At 73.8% G+C, this 16,756-nt stretch carries 15 protein-coding genes; 5 read left to right on the forward strand and 10 right to left on the reverse strand.

The features are described from left to right. The first annotated feature begins 165 nt into the window (after positions 1-165). From AB0F89_RS22375 to AB0F89_RS22385, 3 genes are all read left to right on the forward strand, one after another. Positions 166-1,740, forward strand: coding sequence for a hypothetical protein (locus AB0F89_RS22375; RefSeq protein WP_367127493.1), 1,575 nt, complete (start codon positions 166-168; stop codon positions 1,738-1,740). 104 nt (positions 1,741-1,844) lie between these two features. Next, positions 1,845-3,302 (forward strand): peptide MFS transporter, encoded by a 1,458-nt coding sequence (locus AB0F89_RS22380; RefSeq protein WP_367127494.1) that lies wholly within the window; start codon positions 1,845-1,847, stop codon positions 3,300-3,302. Between the two features lie 95 nt (positions 3,303-3,397). Then, positions 3,398-5,500, forward strand: coding sequence for a M6 family metalloprotease domain-containing protein (locus AB0F89_RS22385; RefSeq protein WP_367127495.1), 2,103 nt, complete (start codon positions 3,398-3,400; stop codon positions 5,498-5,500). 24 nt (positions 5,501-5,524) lie between these two features. Here AB0F89_RS22385 and AB0F89_RS22390 read toward each other — a convergent pair whose 3' ends face one another. Next, a complete protein-coding gene (locus AB0F89_RS22390) occupies positions 5,525-5,914 on the reverse strand; it encodes a hypothetical protein (RefSeq protein ID WP_367127496.1) in 390 nt (129 codons plus the stop codon). Between the two features lie 210 nt (positions 5,915-6,124). Here AB0F89_RS22390 and AB0F89_RS22395 point away from each other — a divergent pair, with 210 nt between their 5' ends. After that, the gene (locus AB0F89_RS22395; RefSeq protein ID WP_367127497.1) at positions 6,125-6,652 is read left to right on the forward strand and encodes a hypothetical protein; all 528 of its coding nucleotides are present in this window, start codon (positions 6,125-6,127) and stop codon (positions 6,650-6,652) included. A gap of 15 nt (positions 6,653-6,667) precedes the next feature. Here AB0F89_RS22395 and AB0F89_RS22400 read toward each other — a convergent pair whose 3' ends face one another. The 7 genes from AB0F89_RS22400 to AB0F89_RS22430 all read right to left on the reverse strand — a co-directional run bounded on the left by AB0F89_RS22400 (position 6,668) and on the right by AB0F89_RS22430 (position 14,041). Further along, complete coding sequence (locus AB0F89_RS22400) at positions 6,668-7,810, reverse strand: acyl-CoA dehydrogenase family protein (protein WP_367127498.1); 1,143 nt, start codon at positions 7,808-7,810, stop codon at positions 6,668-6,670. Positions 7,811-8,154: 344 nt separating this feature from the next. Beyond that, positions 8,155-9,684, reverse strand: a complete 1,530-nt coding sequence (locus AB0F89_RS22405; RefSeq protein WP_367127499.1) for a SpoIIE family protein phosphatase — start codon at positions 9,682-9,684, stop codon at positions 8,155-8,157. Then, complete coding sequence (locus AB0F89_RS22410; RefSeq protein WP_367127500.1) at positions 9,681-11,402, reverse strand: ATP-binding protein; 1,722 nt, start codon at positions 11,400-11,402, stop codon at positions 9,681-9,683. Before AB0F89_RS22410 ends, AB0F89_RS22405 begins: the two co-directional genes overlap by 4 nt. Next, a complete protein-coding gene (locus AB0F89_RS22415) occupies positions 11,402-12,421 on the reverse strand; it encodes a SpoIIE family protein phosphatase (RefSeq protein ID WP_367127501.1) in 1,020 nt (339 codons plus the stop codon). Before AB0F89_RS22415 ends, AB0F89_RS22410 begins: the two co-directional genes overlap by 1 nt. Beyond that, the gene (locus AB0F89_RS22420; protein WP_367127502.1) at positions 12,418-12,831 is read right to left on the reverse strand and encodes an ATP-binding protein; all 414 of its coding nucleotides are present in this window, start codon (positions 12,829-12,831) and stop codon (positions 12,418-12,420) included. Before AB0F89_RS22420 ends, AB0F89_RS22415 begins: the two co-directional genes overlap by 4 nt. Next, a complete protein-coding gene (locus AB0F89_RS22425) occupies positions 12,828-13,193 on the reverse strand; it encodes an STAS domain-containing protein (protein WP_367127503.1) in 366 nt (121 codons plus the stop codon). The genes AB0F89_RS22420 and AB0F89_RS22425 overlap by 4 nt, the downstream gene beginning before the upstream one ends. Then, positions 13,193-14,041: an STAS domain-containing protein gene (locus AB0F89_RS22430; RefSeq protein WP_367127504.1), complete on the reverse strand. Its 849-nt coding sequence runs from the start codon at positions 14,039-14,041 to the stop codon at positions 13,193-13,195. Before AB0F89_RS22430 ends, AB0F89_RS22425 begins: the two co-directional genes overlap by 1 nt. Positions 14,042-14,263: 222 nt before the next feature. On the opposite strand from AB0F89_RS22430, the gene AB0F89_RS22435 reads away from it, so the two are divergent. Further along, positions 14,264-14,713, forward strand: a complete 450-nt coding sequence (locus tag AB0F89_RS22435; protein ID WP_367127505.1) for an ATP-binding protein — start codon at positions 14,264-14,266, stop codon at positions 14,711-14,713. A 52-nt stretch (positions 14,714-14,765) separates the two neighbouring features. On the opposite strand, the gene AB0F89_RS22440 is transcribed toward AB0F89_RS22435, so the two are convergent. Further along, positions 14,766-15,524: an NAD-dependent epimerase/dehydratase family protein gene (locus AB0F89_RS22440; protein ID WP_367127506.1), complete on the reverse strand. Its 759-nt coding sequence runs from the start codon at positions 15,522-15,524 to the stop codon at positions 14,766-14,768. After that, positions 15,524-16,741: a macrolide family glycosyltransferase gene (locus AB0F89_RS22445; RefSeq protein WP_367127507.1), complete on the reverse strand. Its 1,218-nt coding sequence runs from the start codon at positions 16,739-16,741 to the stop codon at positions 15,524-15,526. The genes AB0F89_RS22440 and AB0F89_RS22445 overlap by 1 nt, the downstream gene beginning before the upstream one ends. Positions 16,742-16,756 lie beyond the last annotated feature (15 nt).

Raw genomic sequence — 16,756 nt, forward strand, 5'->3', positions numbered from 1 at the left:
TCCGACGCCGAACGCCCACCGTAACGCCCGGTGGCGCGGCCGGACCGCCGGCGGCGCGCCCGACGTGCGGTTGTGACGTCCACTTAGGACTGTCCGAACGCGATGCCCGCGCACCCGGCCGGGCCGGTTCCGGTTGCCGCGCCGGGGTGTATACGGTGGGGGTCGATGGTGTCGAAGACGAAGTTCCCGCGAGCCGACCACCTGCCCGACCACCTGCCCGGCCGACCGTCCCGGACCGGACGGGTCGCCCGGTTCGCCGCGGCCGTGCCGCTGATCCTGGCGATGAGCTGCACCGGGGACCCCGGGACACCGGCCGCCGCGCGGACCGCGGTGGTCGCCGCACCCGGCGCGGAGACCACCGTGCTGGACGCCCCGCCCGGACCGGGGTCGGCGGTCGCGACCAGCGCGGCGCTGTTCGGCAGCGCCCCCGTCGTGGTGGTGGCCGCCGAGGCGGACGCCGCCGCCTCGGCCACCGCGGGCGTCGTCGCGCAGGAGCTGGGCGTGCCGATGCTGTGGACCTCCGGGTCCGGTGACGAGGACGTGCGCCGGGAAGTGGCGAGGCTGTCACCGGAGGCGGTGCTGGCCGTCGGCGCCGACGCGCGCCGCGCCGCCGAGGAGTGGGGCGGGGTCCGGGTGGTCGGCATCGACGCCGCGAGCGACGGGCGGACGCCCGACCTGCCCGACGAGCTGCCCGCCGTCGACGCCCCCGAACCGGTGGGGGTGACCGTCGTGGTGGACGCGACCCGGCACGACGACGCCGCGGTCGCCACGGCACGGGCCGCCGGCGCGCGGGTCGTCGCGGTGGACGGCCACGACCCCAGGGCCGACCCCGCCGCCATCGACGTGCTGCGCGCGCAACCGCCGGCAGCGGTCGTGGCGGTCGGCGCGGACTTCGGCCCGGCCGAGCGCCTGCGGGCGCGGGTGCGCACCGCGGTCCGCGCCGAGCAGCTGCCCGGTGGCGGGCAGGTGGTGTTCCCCGGCCGGCGGCTGGTGTGCCTCTACGGCCACCCCGGCGCGCCCGTCCTCGGCGTGCTGGGCGAGCAGGGCGTCGAGGCGTCCATCGAGCGGGCCAAGCGGCTGGCCGCCGAGTACGCGCCGTTCAGCGACGTGCCCGTGGTGCCGACGTTCGAGATCATCGCCACCGTCGCGCACGGCTCGCCCGGCCCGGACGGCGACTACTCCGGTGAGGCGAGCGTCGAGTCCCTGCTGCCCTGGGTCGAGCAGGCCGGTCGGGCGGGCCTCTACGTCGTGCTCGACCTGCAACCGGGCCGGGCGCGGCTGGTGGACCAGGCCCAGCGGTACGCGCCGCTGCTGCGGCTGCCGCACGTCGGCCTCGCCGTCGACCCGGAGTGGAAGCTGGGCCCGGACCAGGTGCCGCTGCGGCAGATCGGCGGGGTGGACGCGGCCGAGGTCAACGAGGTCACGGCCTGGCTGGCCGACCTGACCGCCCGCGAGTCCCTGCCGCAGAAGCTGGTCGTGGTCCACCAGTTCACGCTCTCGATGATCAGGGACGCGCCGTCGCTGGTCACCACGCGCGACGAGCTGGCCGTGCTGATCCACATGGACGGGCAGGGCTCGACCGCCCAGAAGACCGCCACCTGGAACTCGGTCGTGGCCGCCCGGCCGGGTGACGACGTGCCGATGGGGTGGAAGAACTTCTACGACGAGGACCACCCGGTGCTCACCCCGGAGCAGACCATGACCTTCGAGCCGAGGCCCTCGATGATCTCCTACCAGTGACCGGTCCGCCCGGCCCCGCGCGGAGTTGCGCCGATCGAGTGACAGGTCCGTTCCGGCGGGCGGTTACCGGGTAGCCGTCCCGGTATGGACGGACGGGGCGGGCGATGAGCACGGCGGCGCAGCGGGAGCGGGACAAGGGGTTCTTCGGCCACCCGCGCGCGCTGGCGCACCTGTTCGGCGTCGAGATGTGGGAGCGGTTCTCGTTCTACGGGATGCAGGGCATCCTCACGATCTACCTGTACTACAGCGCCGCCGAGGGCGGCCTCGGGCTGTCGGAGGCCACCGCGACCAGCATCGTCGGCGCGTACGGCGGGCTGGTGTACCTGTCCACGATCGTCGGCGCGTGGGTGGCGGACCGGCTGGTCGGGTCGGAGCGGGTGCTGTTCGCCAGCGCGGTGCTGATCATGGTCGGGCACATCGCCCTGGCGGTGCTCCCGGGGTTCGCCGGGGTGGGCGTGGGGCTGGCGGCGGTCGCGCTGGGCAGCGGCGGGCTCAAGGCCAACGCCACCGCGCTGGTCGGCTCGCTGTACGCCGAGGGCGACGAGCGCCGGGACGCCGGGTTCTCGCTGTTCTACCTGGGGGTCAACCTCGGCGCGTTCGTCGGCCCGCTGCTCACCGGCCTGGCCCAGGAGGAGCTGGGCTTCCACTACGGCTTCGGCCTGGCCGCCATCGGCATGGCCGCCGGCCTGACCCAGTACTGGTTCGGCCGGCGCAAGTTCGACCCCGCGGTGAACGCGGTGCCGAACCCGCTGCCGCCCTCCCGCCGCGCCCTGGTCGCGGGGGCGGCGGCGCTGGTCGTCGCGGTCGTGGTGGTCCTGGTGCTGACCGGCGTGATCAGGCCCGCCAACCTCGCCAACGCGACGATCGTCGTCATCGTCGCGGCCTCGGTCGCCTACTTCGCCGTGATCCTCTCCAGCAAGCGGATCAGCCGGGTCGAGCGGCGGCGGGTGTTCGCCTTCATCCCCATGTTCCTGGCCAGCTTCGTGTTCTTCGCGCTGTTCCAGCAGCAGTTCACGGTGGTGGCGATCTACTTCGACCAGCGGGTCGACCGCACGTTCTTCGGCTGGGAGATGCCGGTGTCGTGGGCGAACTCGATCAACCCGGTGTTCGTCATCCTGCTGGCCGGGGTGTTCGCGGCGATGTGGACCAGGCTCGGGCCGCGCCAGCCGTCGTCACCGGTCAAGTTCGCCCTCGGCACGCTGCTGATGGGCGTGGCCTTCCTGCTGTTCCTGCCCACCGCGGGCGGCGCGGCCAACAGCACGCCGCTGCTCGCGCTGGTGGTGATCCTGCTGGTGTTCAGCGTCGCCGAGCTGCTGCTGTCGCCGGTCGGGCTGTCGCTGTCCACGAAGCTGGCGCCCAAGGCGTTCCACACCCAGATGGTGGCGCTCAACTTCCTGTCGATCGCCCTCGGCACCGCCACCGCCGGTTCCCTGGCCAAGTACTACAGCGCGGACCACGAGGCCGGCTACTTCACCGCCGTCGGCGGGGCGGCCATCCTGTTCGGCGTGCTGCTGGCCCTGGCGTCCCGCCCCATCCGCCGGTTGATGAGCGGCGTGCACTGACCGTCGAGCCGCCGATCACGCCTCGCTGTCAACTGACAACGGGTGCGTGAGCCCTTCCGGCCGTTAGCGTGGGGCACCGACACGTCGGAGGTGCCATGTACCGCGCTCGGGCCCGTCGCAAGCGCCCCCTGCTCCTGGTGGCCGCGCTGTTCTCGGTCGCGGCGCTGACCGCGGGCAACTCCGGCGCGCTCGCCGCCCCACCGGACGCGCCACCGCACCCCTGGCAGCAGGACCACTGGCCGCGGCAGCAGCCGTGGCAGCAGTCCCGCGACGCGGCGCGGGTGGCGGCGCAAGCCGGGTTCCCCGGCCCGATCGACCCGCAGGACTGGGTCAACCCGGACCACATGACGTGGGAGCGGGACTACCGGCCGGTCCCGGGCGCCAACTGGGCCGACCCGACGGTCAAGGGGTCGGTCCGCACCTTCAAGGGCGCGCTGGTGCTGCTGGACTACCCGAACCAGCCGTTCGTCGTGACGCAACTGCCGCGGTCGACGGTGTTCGGCAACCCCAGCAGCGAGGCGCACGACGTTCCCCGCGACCGGGTCGCCCGGTTCTACCAGGACTTCCTCAACACGCCGAACGCGCTCAACCGCGGCCACACCGTGCACGAGTACTGGATGGAGGACTCCGGCGGGCGCTACGGCGTCGACCTGACCGGGTTCGGCCCGTACACCGTGCCCGGCGAGGACCACGAGTACGGGATGGAGTTCCAGGGCGGCGTCGCCTGCCCGGCGGGCGACACCTGCGACCGCGACCTGCGCACCGACGGCCGCGCCGCGTGGGTCGCCGACGTCGGGAGCCAGGTGCCCGCCGGCTACGACTTCGTCTACTTCCTGTCGGCCGGCCAGGACGAGTCGGGCACCTGGCAGGAGTTCGGCATGATGAAGTTCCCCACCAGGGAGGACGTCACCGACGAGTTCGGCCCGCCCGACCCCGCCCTGCCGAACTGGTCGCCCACCCGCTACGTCGACTGGACGTCGTGGGCGGCGGGCTCCGGCCTGTGGCCCAACGCGGGCGGCGGGTCGTCCACCCAGGCGGAGAGCTCCGGCCAGGGCGTGTACGCGCACGAGCTGAGCCACCTGCTCGGCATCGGCGACAACTACAACAACCCGTACGGCAACCCGCCGCGCCGCGCCTACACCGGCATCTGGGACATGCTGTCCCGGGGCTCCTTCAACGGCCCCGGCGGGCCGCACTCGCGCTGGGTCATCCCGGCGACCGCCGGCGGGTCGATGGGCGCCCAGCACGTGCTGCGCAACAAGATCAAGCTCGGCATGGTGGACGAGCGCAACGTGCTGCGGCTGTCCCGCGAGGCGCTCGCCGACTCCGGCGCGGTGATCGCGAAGGTGACCGCGCGGACCGTGCAGCCGGGGCCGGACGGGCTCTCCGGCGTCAACGTCGCGCTCGGCACGGGCGACCTCGCGCCCGCCTGCGACGTCCGCGCCGACCCGCTCTGCGACGGCGGCGGCTACCAGAACTACACGGTCGAGGTCGTGGACCGGATGGGCGCGGACTCGTTCACGCCCGACGCGGGCGTGCTGCTCGCGAAGACCAAGAACGAGGACCGCGCGCCGTTCGCCTGGGTGGTCGACGCGAACCCGCAGGACATCGGCATGACCGACTACGTCCTGCCGGACGGCCGGGAGGTGCCCGTCACGGTCGGGGACTACCGGCAGCTGTCCGACGCCCTGTTCCACGCCGGCGCCGGCTCGGGCAGCGAGTACGAGCACGTCGACCAGGCCAACCGCCTGCACTTCTACGTGCTGGACGTCGAGCGCGACGACCGGGGCGTGCTGTCCTACACCGTCGCCGTCCGCTCGCTCGACGGCGCGGGACCGCAGCGGCGGGGCGCGCGGGTGCTGCCGACGGCGGGCCGGACCGGCGCGGACGGCGTGGCGACCTGCCGGTTCCCGCTGGTCAACACCGGACGCGCCGCCGCGCCCGCCGGGCAGCACCCGGAGGACGTCAGCCGGTACCTCGGCGGCGACGTGTACCGCGTCTCGGCCGCGGCGGGTCCCGGTTGGACGGTCTCGGTGCCCAACGCGCTGGCCACCGCCGGATTCGGCCGCCAGGTCCAGGTGCCGGTGCACGCGAGGCGGGACGGCGGTCCGCTGGTGACGAGGGTGACCCTGACCGCCACCTCGGAGAGCGACCCCACCAAGTCCGCGACCGCGTCCTGCACCGTGGTCGGGCGCTGACCGCCGGGGCCCGCCGACCGGGGCTCAACGGCCCAGCGCGGCCCGCACCTTCCTGATCACGGCGTCCTCCACGTCGGCCACCTGACCGTCGGCGGCGGCCACCTCGTGGCAGATCGCCTCCACGGCGTCCGGGAAGGAGGCGGCCTCGGCGGGCGACTTGGCGTCGAGGATCTTCACGGACGCCCGGAGGGCTTCGAGCACCTCGTCCTCCAGCTCGGAGTCCGAGAGCGGCGACAGGTCCACGCGGGCGGCGTGGAGGGCGTGGCGCAGGTCCGCCGAGAGGTTCGTCAGCGCCCGGAGGCCGGCGTAGCGCTCCTCGATGACGGGGCCGGGGTCGGCGTGGGACACCAGCACCATCACGCCGAACACGGCCGTGCGCAGGGTTCGGCTCTCGGCGGCGGAGTAGAAGATCATGCGGTCAGCATAGGAGGACGGCGTCGCGACCAGCGGTTCGGTGTGAGCCGGTCGCCACGCGACCCGGCGAGCGTGGCGCCCAGGTTCCCACGGAGAGTGATCGACCGGTAACGCCCCGGCGAAGTGCGGCGATGTGAGCTGTGTCGTCAATCGAGGTCCGGTCGCGGCCCCACCGGCCGCCGCCGGTCCGGCACCCGAGGGGGTTCCTGGATGAACGGGATCAAAGCCGTCGCGCGCGTCGCCGTCGCCTGCCTGGTGGCAGCCGCGGCGCTGTCCGGCACGGCGTCGGCGGCCCCGTCGGCCGCCGGGCAGACGTGCCTGGTCAACGAGGTGGTGTCGTTCAGCCGGCCGGTGACCAACACGCCGCAGACGGTCTCGGTCACCGTGCGGGGCCAGTTGTTCAACTGCCTCGGCGGCCCCGTCGCCACCGGCTCCTACACCGAGACCGCCACGCTGGTGGACTACAGCTGCACCGAGCTCTTCTACCAGGGCAGCGGGACGCGGGTCTTCACCTGGACCGACCCGTCCGCCGCGCCGAGCGAGTACTCCTACAACAGGACCTCCAGCCGGGTGGGCGCGAACATCGTCATCGTGCTGCTGGGGTCGATCACCACCGGGACGTTCGCCACCGAACCGGCGAAGATGCAGCTCACCGCGCTCAACCCCGACCCGATCAGCTGCGCGACCACCGGGATCTCCCAGTTGACGCTCCTGGGCGCCCTGGTCGTGGGCATCTGACCGCCGGCGCGTCGGTCAGTGCAGCAGCGGTGTGCTCGGTTCGACACCGCACAACGCGCGGCCGTAGTGCTCGACCCCGGTGGAGGGGACCATGATCGCGTGGGTCGCCAGGGCCTGGATGTCCCGCGCGACCCGCTGGACGGGCAGCCGGGTGGTGATGCCCGAGGCGCCGGAGCCCAGGCGCAGCGCTTCGACGGCCTCGACGCAGAGCTTGCCCGCGTAGGCGACCTGGCCCCAGACCCTGGCCCGGTCCTCGGCGTCGGACGGCGCACCGGCGGCGACCCGCTCGTCGAGCAGGGCCGCCGCCTGCTCGGCGAGCAGGCGGGCGGAGTCGATCTTCAGGCGGGCTTCGGCGACCTGGTGGTGCGTGGTCGCGGCGTCGCGCTGGCGGGCGTGGCCGGTGTAGGCGATCGGGCCGCGGTGGGGCAGCCGTTCCAGGTACAGCCCGTACGCGGCCTCCGCCATCCCGAGGAACGACGCGACGGCACTGGTGAGCAGGTAGGGGAGCGGCGACTGGCGCAGGTAGGCGGACGCCCCGTCGCGCTCCTCCTGGCCGAGCAGCCGGTCCAGCGGGACCACGTGCCGGTGCGGCACGAAGACGTCGCGGCCGGACACGGTGTTGCTGCCGGTGCCCTCCAGGCCGCTGACGTACCAGTCGTCCTCGATGGTCAGGTCGCGCACGGGGATGATGAAGTGGGCCGGTCCGCCACCGTCGACGACGGCCGGTTGCAGCGCGTACGCGGCGTCGAGGCAACCGCTGGTGAAGGGCCAGCGGCCGGTCACCGAGTAGCCGCCGTCGACCGGCGCCGCCCGGCCGGGCACGGCCAGCGTGGCGCAGTGGAACGCGTCGGGGTCGGCGAAGACCTCGTCCTGCACGTCCTCGGGGAACCGGGCGAACAGGAAGACCGAGTCCAGGTAGATGGTCGAGACCCAGGCCGTCGAGCCGCAGCCCTTGGCGACCTCGGTGAGGGCGGCGAGCTTCGTGCGGACGTCGCACTCCAGGCCGCCCAGGCGACGGGGGAGTGCGGCGCGGAAGAGGCCCGTTCCGCGCAGCGCGTCCAGGTTCTCGCGGGGGACGCGGCGCTCGGTCGCGCAGCGCTCGGCGTTGGAGCGGAGCAGGGGGACCACGGCGCGCACCCGGTCGACCAGCTCCAGCATGGTGTCCTCCCGCGCGTCCCTGGGGCACTCAGCAGGCCACTGTGCCACAGGGCGTCATCGGGGACGGGCGCGTGCGAACTATGGCACCCGAACGGTACTCGCAGGTCACCGCTGGTGTCGCGGAGCGCGACGACGCTGGGCTGACCGAGGTCCCCCTGTCACCCTGACGGGGAGTGGCAGGGACCCCGGCCGGCCGTGCTTGACGCAGGCGGGCCGGGCGTGATCCTGCCGTCGTCGCGGAACAGCGGCCGCACGACGCCTCGCGGGCGTTCGGGCCGCGGCTGCCGTCCGCGGCGGCACCGCGCCGCTTCCACGCGCGGACCAGGCGGTCCTCGGTCTTGTCCTCAGGACTCCGGTCGGCGGAAGGCGAAGAGGGCGATGTCGTCCTTCTTGTCACGGCCGAAGCGGTCCAGCAGGTCGTCGCAGAGGACGTCCATGTCGACGTCCGGTCGGACCGCGGCGCGCAGGCTTTCCATCCCCTCGTCCAGGTCCGCGCCCGAGTGCTCCACCAGGCCGTCGGTGGTCAGCAGCACCAGCGTGCCCGGCGGCAGGACGAGGTGGGTCGACGGCGGGCGGGACAGCCCGACGCCGAGCAGCGGTCCCCGGATGTCCAGGTAGTCGGTGCCCGTGCGGTGGGCGAGCAGGGGCGGGACGTGGCCCGCGTTGGCCACCACGGTCGACCCGTCCTCCGGGTCGACCAGCATCAGGCACATCGTGGTCAGGCCCTTGACCGAGTGGAAGTGCGACAGCATCACGTCCAGCTTGCGCAGGATCTCCGCCGGGTCGTCCTCCTCCACGGCGTAGGCGCGCAGCGCGTGCCGGACCTCGCCCATGATCGTCGCCGCGCCGATCGAGTGCCCGCACACGTCGCCGATGGCGATGAGCAGCCGGTCACCGAGGCGGGTGACCTCGTAGAAGTCGCCGCCGATCTCGGCGTGCGCGGACGCCGGCAGGTAGCGGGCGGTCATCGGCAGCGACGGCACGACCGGGATCTCGCGCGGCAGCAGGCTCCGCTGGAGCACGAGCGCGAGCTTGTGCTCCTCGACGTACGCCCGCAGCCCCTCGGCGGCCAGCGCGGTGGCCTGCGCGAGCTGCACCAGCAGGTTGCGGTCCTCCTCGGTGGCGACGGCGTCCGGGTCGACGGCCAGCAGCACGGCCGCGCGCGTCGGGGCGCCCCTGGCCACGACGACCACCGACGGCGCGTCGGGGCGCCACGGCGGGCGCGCGACGGTCGACAGCCCGGTGGGCGGCTCGTCGAAGTCGGCCTCCCGGCTCAGCGACACCTCGCCGTCGACGGTGGCGTGGGCCACCCACCGGCCGTTGCCGTCGGCGACCGGGCCGATGGCCGTGGCCGGGCTGGCCAGGACGGTCGCCGCGGCCCGCGCCGCCTCGGTCGCGAGCGCGTCGAACTTCGTGGCCGCGTTGATGGCCATGGTCCCCGCGGTGAGCTTCGCCAGCCGGTCCGCCAGCCGCTCGGCCAGCGTGCGGGCGCGGTAGTAGCGCAGCGCCGCCTCGACGGTGGCCATCAGCTCGCCGGCGTCGACCGGCTCGGTGAGGTAGGCGTCCGCCCCCCGGTTCAGACCGGTGATGCGGTCCTCCGCCTCGCGGAACGCCGCCGAGACGTGCACCACCGGGATCGCCGCCGTGCGCGGGTCGCCCTTGATGCGCTCGGCCACGTCGAAGCCGTTGATGTCGGGCAGGTCGACGTCCAGCACCACGATGTCGAAGTCCTGGGTCGCCAGCAGTTCCAGCGCCTCACCGCCGGTCACGGCCTCGGTCACCCGGTGCCCGCCGCGGCGCAACCAGCTCGCCCGCACGTAGCGGCTGGCCTCGATGTCGTCCACGACGAGGACGTGCGCGCTGTACAGGGTCATCGCGCCCCCTCGGTCCGGACCAACCTCGCCGCGTCCCGCAGCGCCCGCCGCAGGGTCGAGGGGGTGATCAGGGTCGCGCTGAGCAGCACCGCCGACAGGCCCGTCACCACGCGCTCCAGGTCCGGGTCCGCGTCACCCGCCACGACGACCACCGGCACCGCCCGCAACGCGTCGTCGTCCCGCAGGAACGACAGGATCTCCGTGCCGCTGACCCGCGGCACGTCCGCCGCCAGCACCACGACGTCCGGCGGTTCCGCGCGCAGCCGCTCCAACGCCTCCCGGCCGTCCTTCACCTGGAGCACGGTGTCCGCCACCCCGTCCAGCGAGATCACCACCCGCGCCCGCACGACCTCGTCGGACTCCACGACCAGCGTCGTGCCGGTGGTGAGGACGTCCGTCTCCGACCGGGGCAGCCGCAGCGCCACCTCCGTGCCCTCGTCGAGGGTGCTGCGCAGCGTGATGTCACCGCCCAGCAGGCGGGCCAGCCGCCGCGCGTAGGGCAGGCCGAGACCGGTGCCCGCGACGCCGACCTGCAGCCGCCCGGGCACCTGGTAGAACTCCTCGAAGATGCGGTACTGCTCCTGCGGCGCGATGCCGATGCCGGTGTCGGCGACGGTGAACAGGATCGCCTCGCCGTCGTCCTCGGTCCGCACGCCCAACCGCACGCTGCCGCGCTCGGTGAACTTCAGCGCGTTGGACAGCAGGTTGCGCAGCACCCGCTGCAGCATCACCTCGTCGGACACCAGCGTCACGCCCGCCGGCGGCGGGTCGAGGACCAGCTCGACCTCGTCGGTGCGGATCATCGGCCGGGACGCGCCCTGCAGCTGCGCCAGCACCAGCGGCAGGTCGACCGGCGCGAACTTCGGCTTCAGGCTGCCCGACTCGGCCTTCGCGGTGTCCAGCAGCTCGTTGACCAGCGCGAGCAGCGTGGAACCGGCCGCGTGGACGAGTTCGATCTGGCGGCGCTGCTCGTCGGTGAGCGGGTCGCCGCCCGGCGCGGTCAGCAGTCGGGAGAGGCCGATCACCGAGTTCACCGGCGAGCGCAGCTCGTGGCTGATGTTGGACCAGAAGCGGGTGCGCGCCTCGGCGGCCTCGCGCAGCTGGTTCGACTTCTCCTCCAGCTCGGTGTAGAACGCGACGACGCCCCGGTTGGTCTGCTCCAGCTCGTCGGTCAGCTCCTTGTGCAGCGCCATGACGCCCTGGTTGGTGTTCTCCAGCTCCTCGTTGAGCTGCAGCAACTCCCGGCGCTTGGCCTCCAGCGACTCCAGGGTCTCCATCAGGTCCTGGTTCTGCGCGCGCAGCTGCTCCAGCACGTCCGCCTCGGGCAGCGACAGCATGCCGCGCAGGTGGGCCAGCTCCGTCGGGCTCGGCCGGGAGCGGTGCGGCAGCGCCTTCACCAGCTCGACCCGCCCGTCCACCTCGGCGACCTCGTCCAGCAACCGGCGGGCGGTGTCCCAGCCCGGACCGGCGCCCGCGCCCGCGTCGATGGCGATGACCAGCGCGGGCGCCGGCTCGTGCCGCAGCCCGAACACCAGCCGGGTGGACGGCCGGGCCGCCAGCAGCTCCCGGCCGACGTCGCTGAGCGCGGTCGCCACCCGGATCTGGTCCTGCGGGTCCAGGCCGACGGTCATCGCCGCCTCGCGCCCGCACTGGCGCAGCAGGAACACGTCCGACTCGCGGGCGACGGTGAACCGGAGCAGCTGCTCGTCGTGCGCCATCACGGCTCCACCACGAGCACGCTCGCGTCGTCCCGGCGCACACCCGCGTCCCGCATCAACGACGCCGCCAGCAGCAGCGGCGAGGCGATGCCGGCGACGTCCTCGACCGACCAGCGCTCGGTGAGGCCGTCGGAGTGCAGCACGACCCGCGCCCCCGGCGGCAGCTCGTGGTCGAACGCGTGGATCGTCCGCGCCTGGAAACCCGCGATGCCCGGCACGGACACCATGGTGCGCTTCCGGCCGTCGGTCAGCACGGCGCCCGCGATGTTGCCCAGCCCGGCGAAGCGGACGGCGCCGCGCACCGGGTCGAGCACCGCCACCGCCACCGCGCCGCCACGCGTGCCGCGCAGCGCGGAGTGCAGCTTGGCCACCACCGCCTCGGGCGCGGTCGGCTCGTCCTCGGCGAACACCCGGACCGCCGCGCGCGACGCCGTCGCCGCCAGCGACCCGTGCCCGGAGCCGTCGCACATCATCACCCACAGCCGCCCGTCGGCGGTCCGGCGCACGGCGTAGGCGTCGCCGCACACCTCCTCGCCGGTGAACGGCCGCGTCATGCCCGCGACGGCGGGGTCGGCGGGGAACGCGGGCGCCCCGCGCCGCCGCGGGTGGAACAGCGCGGACAGCACGGTGCCCCGGCCACGCCGGGAGAACACGTCGAAGTGGTCGGCGTTGCGGGCGACCACGCCCAACCCGATGCCCAGCGTGCCCGTCGTGGACTCGCCGTCGAGCATCGCGCGGCCCGTGTCGTGGATGCCGGGACCGCCGTCGACGGCGACCACCTCGACCGCCGCCAGGTCGTCCGCCCGCAGCGCCCGCACCAGCAGGTGGCCCTCGCCGGCGTGCTTGTGCAGGTTGGTGACGATCTCGGTGACCGCCAGCCCGATCTCGGCGACCCGCGGCTCGTCGAACGCCAACCGCTCGGCCAGGCCGGTCGCTACCCGGCGCGCGCGGCCGACGTGCGCGGCGTCGTCCACCCGCAGCCACGCCACGTCCTCCGCGACCGGGACGGGGGCGGTCACCCCCGCCACTTGACGACCGTCACCGTCGTGCCGCGGCCGACCTCGGTGTCCAGGTCGAACTGGTCGACCAGCCGCCGCGACCCGCTCAGCCCGAGCCCGAGGCCGCTGCCGCTGCTCCAGCCGTCCGCGAGGGCCAGCGTGAGGTCGGGGATGCCCGGACCGTCGTCGTGGAAGACGACCCGGACGCCCTGCTTGCGGCCGTCGGTGACGACCTCGATCCTGGCCACGCCGCCGCCCCCGTAGACGAGGGTGTTGCGCGCCAGCTCGCTCGCCGCCGTGACCAGCTTCGTCTGGTTGACCAGCGACAGCCGCACGCGCTGCGCGTAACCGCGGACGAGCTGGCGCACCCGCACGACGTCGTCGTCGCCCCTGATGGGCAACTCCTCCGGTTCGCCGTCGGCGGCGGTCACCGGGCGCCTCGGCGCTGCTCGCCGAGGATCTTCAGGCCGCGTTCCAGGTTCAGCGCCGTGCGCACGTCGCCCAGCGTCAGTCCGAGCTCCACCAGCGTGATCGCCACCGCCGGGCGCATCCCGACCACGACCGTCGTCGCGTCGAACAGCCGGGACAACGAGGCGATCGTGGCGAACATCCGGCCGATGAAGGAGTCGACGATCTCCACCCCGGAGATGTCGATCACGACGCCGTGCGCGCCGGTGTCCGAGATCCGCTCCGCCAGGTCCTCCTGGAGGGCCAGCACCGTCTGGTCCTGGAGGTCGATCTGGATGGAGACCAGCAGCACACCGCCGATCTCCAGGATCGGGACCCGCTCCATCAGCGGACCTTGCCCGCGGCGACGACTTCCACGCCCTCCCGGCGCAGGGCGTGCCGCAGGGCGTCGGCCAGGGACGCCTTCGTGGTGATGTCGCCGAACTCGATGCCCAGCGCGACGATGGTCTGCGCGATCTGCGGGCGGATGCCGGAGATGGTGCACTCGGCGCCCATCAGGCGGGCCGCGAACGCGGTCTTGAGCAGGTGCTGGGCCACCTGGGTGTCCACCGCGAGCACGCCGGTGATGTCGATGATCGCGTGCTCGGCGCCGGTGTCGACCAGGCTCTGCAGCAGCTTCTCCATCACGACCTGGGTGCGGTCGGAGTCCAGCGTGCCGACCAGCGGCACCGCCAGCACGCCCTCCCACAGCTTCACCACGGGGGTGGTGAGTTCGAGCAGCTGCTCGGCCTGCTCGGAGATGATCTCCTCGCGGGCGGCGGCGAAGGTCTCGAACGTGACCAGCCCCAGCGCGTCCAGCAGCGAGGTGAAGTCGACGACCTGCCGGAACAGCTCCCGGTCGTCGTCGTCCTGGGTCAGCTCGAAGACGACGCGCTTGAGCGCGAACACGCTCGACGCGGTCTCCGACGGCGTGTACCCGCCGCGGGCCCGTGCCCGGGACATGTCGACGAGCAACGACCGGACCTCGTCGAACCGCCCGCCGGCCACGTCGCCCCCGTCCGAGCCGACCAGCGGCAGCAGCGCGACGTACAGCTCCCGGAACTCCCGCTCCAGCTCGGCCGCGGTCACCCTCCCGCGCAGCGAACCGGCGACGACCCGGACCCACGACTCCACGACGTCGTCCTGCCGTGCGCGCAGCACGGCGGCGAGCCGACCCTCGTCTTCCCCGACCACCCGAAACTCCCTCCGACCTGTTCCAATCGGAGACAGTAGCCGCTCACTCGAGCGGTACTCGGCCCGGAGGCACCGGACCGGGGCGCATGTCCGATTTTCCCGACACGTCGGGTGTGCGGCATGCTGGTCCTTCCGCGAACAGGAGCGGCTGCGCGAGCGCGCTGACCGGCACGGCGGACTTCGGCACCTGCAGTCGTCGCGGAAGTGGGGCGTGACACCGACGTGAGCAATGACCCGGACGGACATCCCGGCGACGCCGGCGGCGACGAGCTGGACCTCCGCGACCGGCCCGCGATGGCGTCGGTGCGCCGCTGGGCGGCGCGGACCCTGCCCGAGGTGACCGGCGAAACCCTCGACGACCTGCTGCTGGTGGTCAACGAGATGGTCGGCAACGCCTACGACCACGGCGACCGGCCGAAGCGGCTGCGGCTGCGGCGCACCCCGGCCGGCCGCGTGCGCGTCGAGGTCCAGGACAGCTCGACCAGCCTCCCGGTGCCCGGTCGCTCGCGCATCGCCGACAGCCGCGGTCGGGGGGTGCTGCTGATCGCCGCGCTCTCGGAGAGCTGGGGGACCGTCCGCGACCCCGATGGCAAGACCGTCTGGGCCGAGGTCGCCACGCCGCCGGTCGACGGCTCGACGGACGGCTTCACCGACGGCCGCTACGGGGTGTGATCCGACCGCTGCTCCGGGCGCTGCAAGTCGGGGGCGGGCAGCCCGCGCGGGGTCAGGCGGGAGCGGCGGCGGGCCAGTAGTGGCCGATGTAGCGGTCGAGCATGCCCTCCACGTACCCCGGCCCGCGCACCCGGCCGAGGGCGGGGACCAGGCGGCACAGCTTGTCCACCGACACGAGCGTGCGCACCGGCGGGGCGTGCACGAGCTCGTAGACCGGTGAGACGCCCATCCGGTCGGCCATCGCGCGCGCCAGGGCGGCCACCGGCCAGGGTTCGCCCGAGGCGACGTTGACCACCTCGTCGCGCACCCCGAGGTCGAGCAGGGAGTCCACCGCGCGCACGACGTCCAGCACGTCCACGAGGTCGCGGTAGGTGCCCTCGTAGAGCCGGACCGCCCCGGCGCCGATCTGCTTGACGAAGTTGGGCAGCAGCTGGTGCTCCCGCTGCCAACAGCCGATGGCGTGGCTCATCCGCAGGACCAGCCACGGCACGCCGGACGCCCGCACCATCGCCTCCATCCGCCGCTTGTGGTCGCCGTAGGGCGAGTCCGTGGCGGTGGGCACGTCCTCCAGCGCGGGCCGGGCCGTGCTGCCGTACATGGCGTGCGAGGCGCTGGAGAAGAACACCAGCGTGAGACCTTCGCGGCGGCAGCGGTCGAGGGCGTCGAGGACCAGGTCCGCCTCGCGGGAGAACATCTCGCGGGACAGGACGCTGGTGCTCGACACGCCCGCGGCCAGCACCAGGGCGTGCGGGTGGCGGTGGGCGATGCCGGACAGGTTGCGCGCCACGAAACCGCGGCCGACGATCTCCATCAGGCTCCACTCCGGACGGTGGCGGGCAGGTGGGCCTCCAGGGCGTCGGCCGCCGCCCGCGTGCCACCCGCCTTTCGGGCGTGGTCGCGCAGGGCGGGGATCGCGGCGGCCGCGGCCTCGTCCGACAGCAGCGCGGCCACGGCGGAGCGCAGCCGGGGACCGGTGGCCTCGCCGTCGCCGAGCACGGTGCCCATGCCGAGCGCGGCGGCGCGGCGGGCCAGCAGCAGGGCCTCGGACATGTGCGGCACGGCGACCACCGGCACCCCGGTCAGCATCGCCATCACCAGGCTGTTCAGGCCGCCCGCGGTGACGAAGGCCGACGCGTGCTCCAGCACCGCCAGCTGCGGCACCCACGCGTGCGCTTCCACAGTGGACGGCAGTTCGCCCAGCGATTCCGGGGCGACGCCGCCGCCGAGCGCGAGCACGACGTGCCACGGCGAGTCGGCGAACGAGGCGGCGCACTCGCGGAAGAAGCCCGGGTCGCCGTTGACGGTGGTGCCCATGGACACCAGCACCACGGGCCGGTCGTCCGGCGGCGCCCAGCGGCCCGCCAGGTCGTCGTCGCCCAGGCAGGCCCCCACGAACGCGGTGTGCTCGTCGAACGTGTCCGCCGCGATCTGGAACACCCGCGGCGCGTAGACCAGGGCGCGCCTCGCCGCCCAGCCCAGCACCGCCTCGGGGGTGTCGGGCAGGCCCCGCTCGGCGGTGAACGCGGCGGCGAGCTTGCGGCGCTCCACCAGCGCCGGGTGTCCGCGCCGCACCCCACCGGCCTTGAGCAGCGCGTCGAGCTGGGAGTAGTAGCGGTTCGAGGCCATCGACGGCGTCGACTGCACGGCCGGGCAGCCCCACGCGTGCTCCAGCGCGCGGCCGAGCGGCGCCAGCGACATGTCGTGCACCACGAGGTCCGGCCGGTCGCCGGCGAAAGCCTCCTCCGCGCGAGCGGTGAGGTGGGCGCTCTCGATGAAGAACAGCACGGTGGACCAGGCCAGCGCTTCGGCGTCCTGGTCGACGTTGGCCGCCTGGCCGGGGCCCAGCCACTCGGCCATCTGCGTCTCGTACGGCACGACCGCCGCGCCGGCGGCCCGGACGGCGTCGGCGAAACCGGAGGTGGCCGCGAAGCTCACCCGGTGCCCGCGGCGGACCAGTTCGGCGGCCACGGCCAGCGGCGGTCTCATGTGGCCGTGCGCCGGGATGGAGAAGAAAGCGATGTGTGCCACGGCCGGACGCCTCCC

The organism is Saccharothrix sp. HUAS TT1 (genome assembly GCF_040744945.1).
Lineage (GTDB): Bacteria > Actinomycetota > Actinomycetes > Mycobacteriales > Pseudonocardiaceae > Actinosynnema.

Coding starts and splice junctions, on each gene's coding strand:
- AB0F89_RS22405 (WP_367127499.1), bottom strand. CDS start 9,684: ATGACCCTGTACAGCGCGCACGTCCTCGTCGTGGACGACATCGAGGCC.
- AB0F89_RS22440 (WP_367127506.1), bottom strand. CDS start 15,524: ATGGAGATCGTCGGCCGCGGTTTCGTGGCGCGCAACCTGTCCGGCATC.
- AB0F89_RS22375 (WP_367127493.1), top strand. CDS start 166: ATGGTGTCGAAGACGAAGTTCCCGCGAGCCGACCACCTGCCCGACCAC.
- AB0F89_RS22385 (WP_367127495.1), top strand. CDS start 3,398: ATGTACCGCGCTCGGGCCCGTCGCAAGCGCCCCCTGCTCCTGGTGGCC.
- AB0F89_RS22390 (WP_367127496.1), bottom strand. CDS start 5,914: ATGATCTTCTACTCCGCCGCCGAGAGCCGAACCCTGCGCACGGCCGTG.
- AB0F89_RS22395 (WP_367127497.1), top strand. CDS start 6,125: ATGAACGGGATCAAAGCCGTCGCGCGCGTCGCCGTCGCCTGCCTGGTG.
- AB0F89_RS22400 (WP_367127498.1), bottom strand. CDS start 7,810: ATGCTGGAGCTGGTCGACCGGGTGCGCGCCGTGGTCCCCCTGCTCCGC.
- AB0F89_RS22425 (WP_367127503.1), bottom strand. CDS start 13,193: ATGGAGCGGGTCCCGATCCTGGAGATCGGCGGTGTGCTGCTGGTCTCC.
- AB0F89_RS22410 (WP_367127500.1), bottom strand. CDS start 11,402: ATGGCGCACGACGAGCAGCTGCTCCGGTTCACCGTCGCCCGCGAGTCG.
- AB0F89_RS22380 (WP_367127494.1), top strand. CDS start 1,845: ATGAGCACGGCGGCGCAGCGGGAGCGGGACAAGGGGTTCTTCGGCCAC.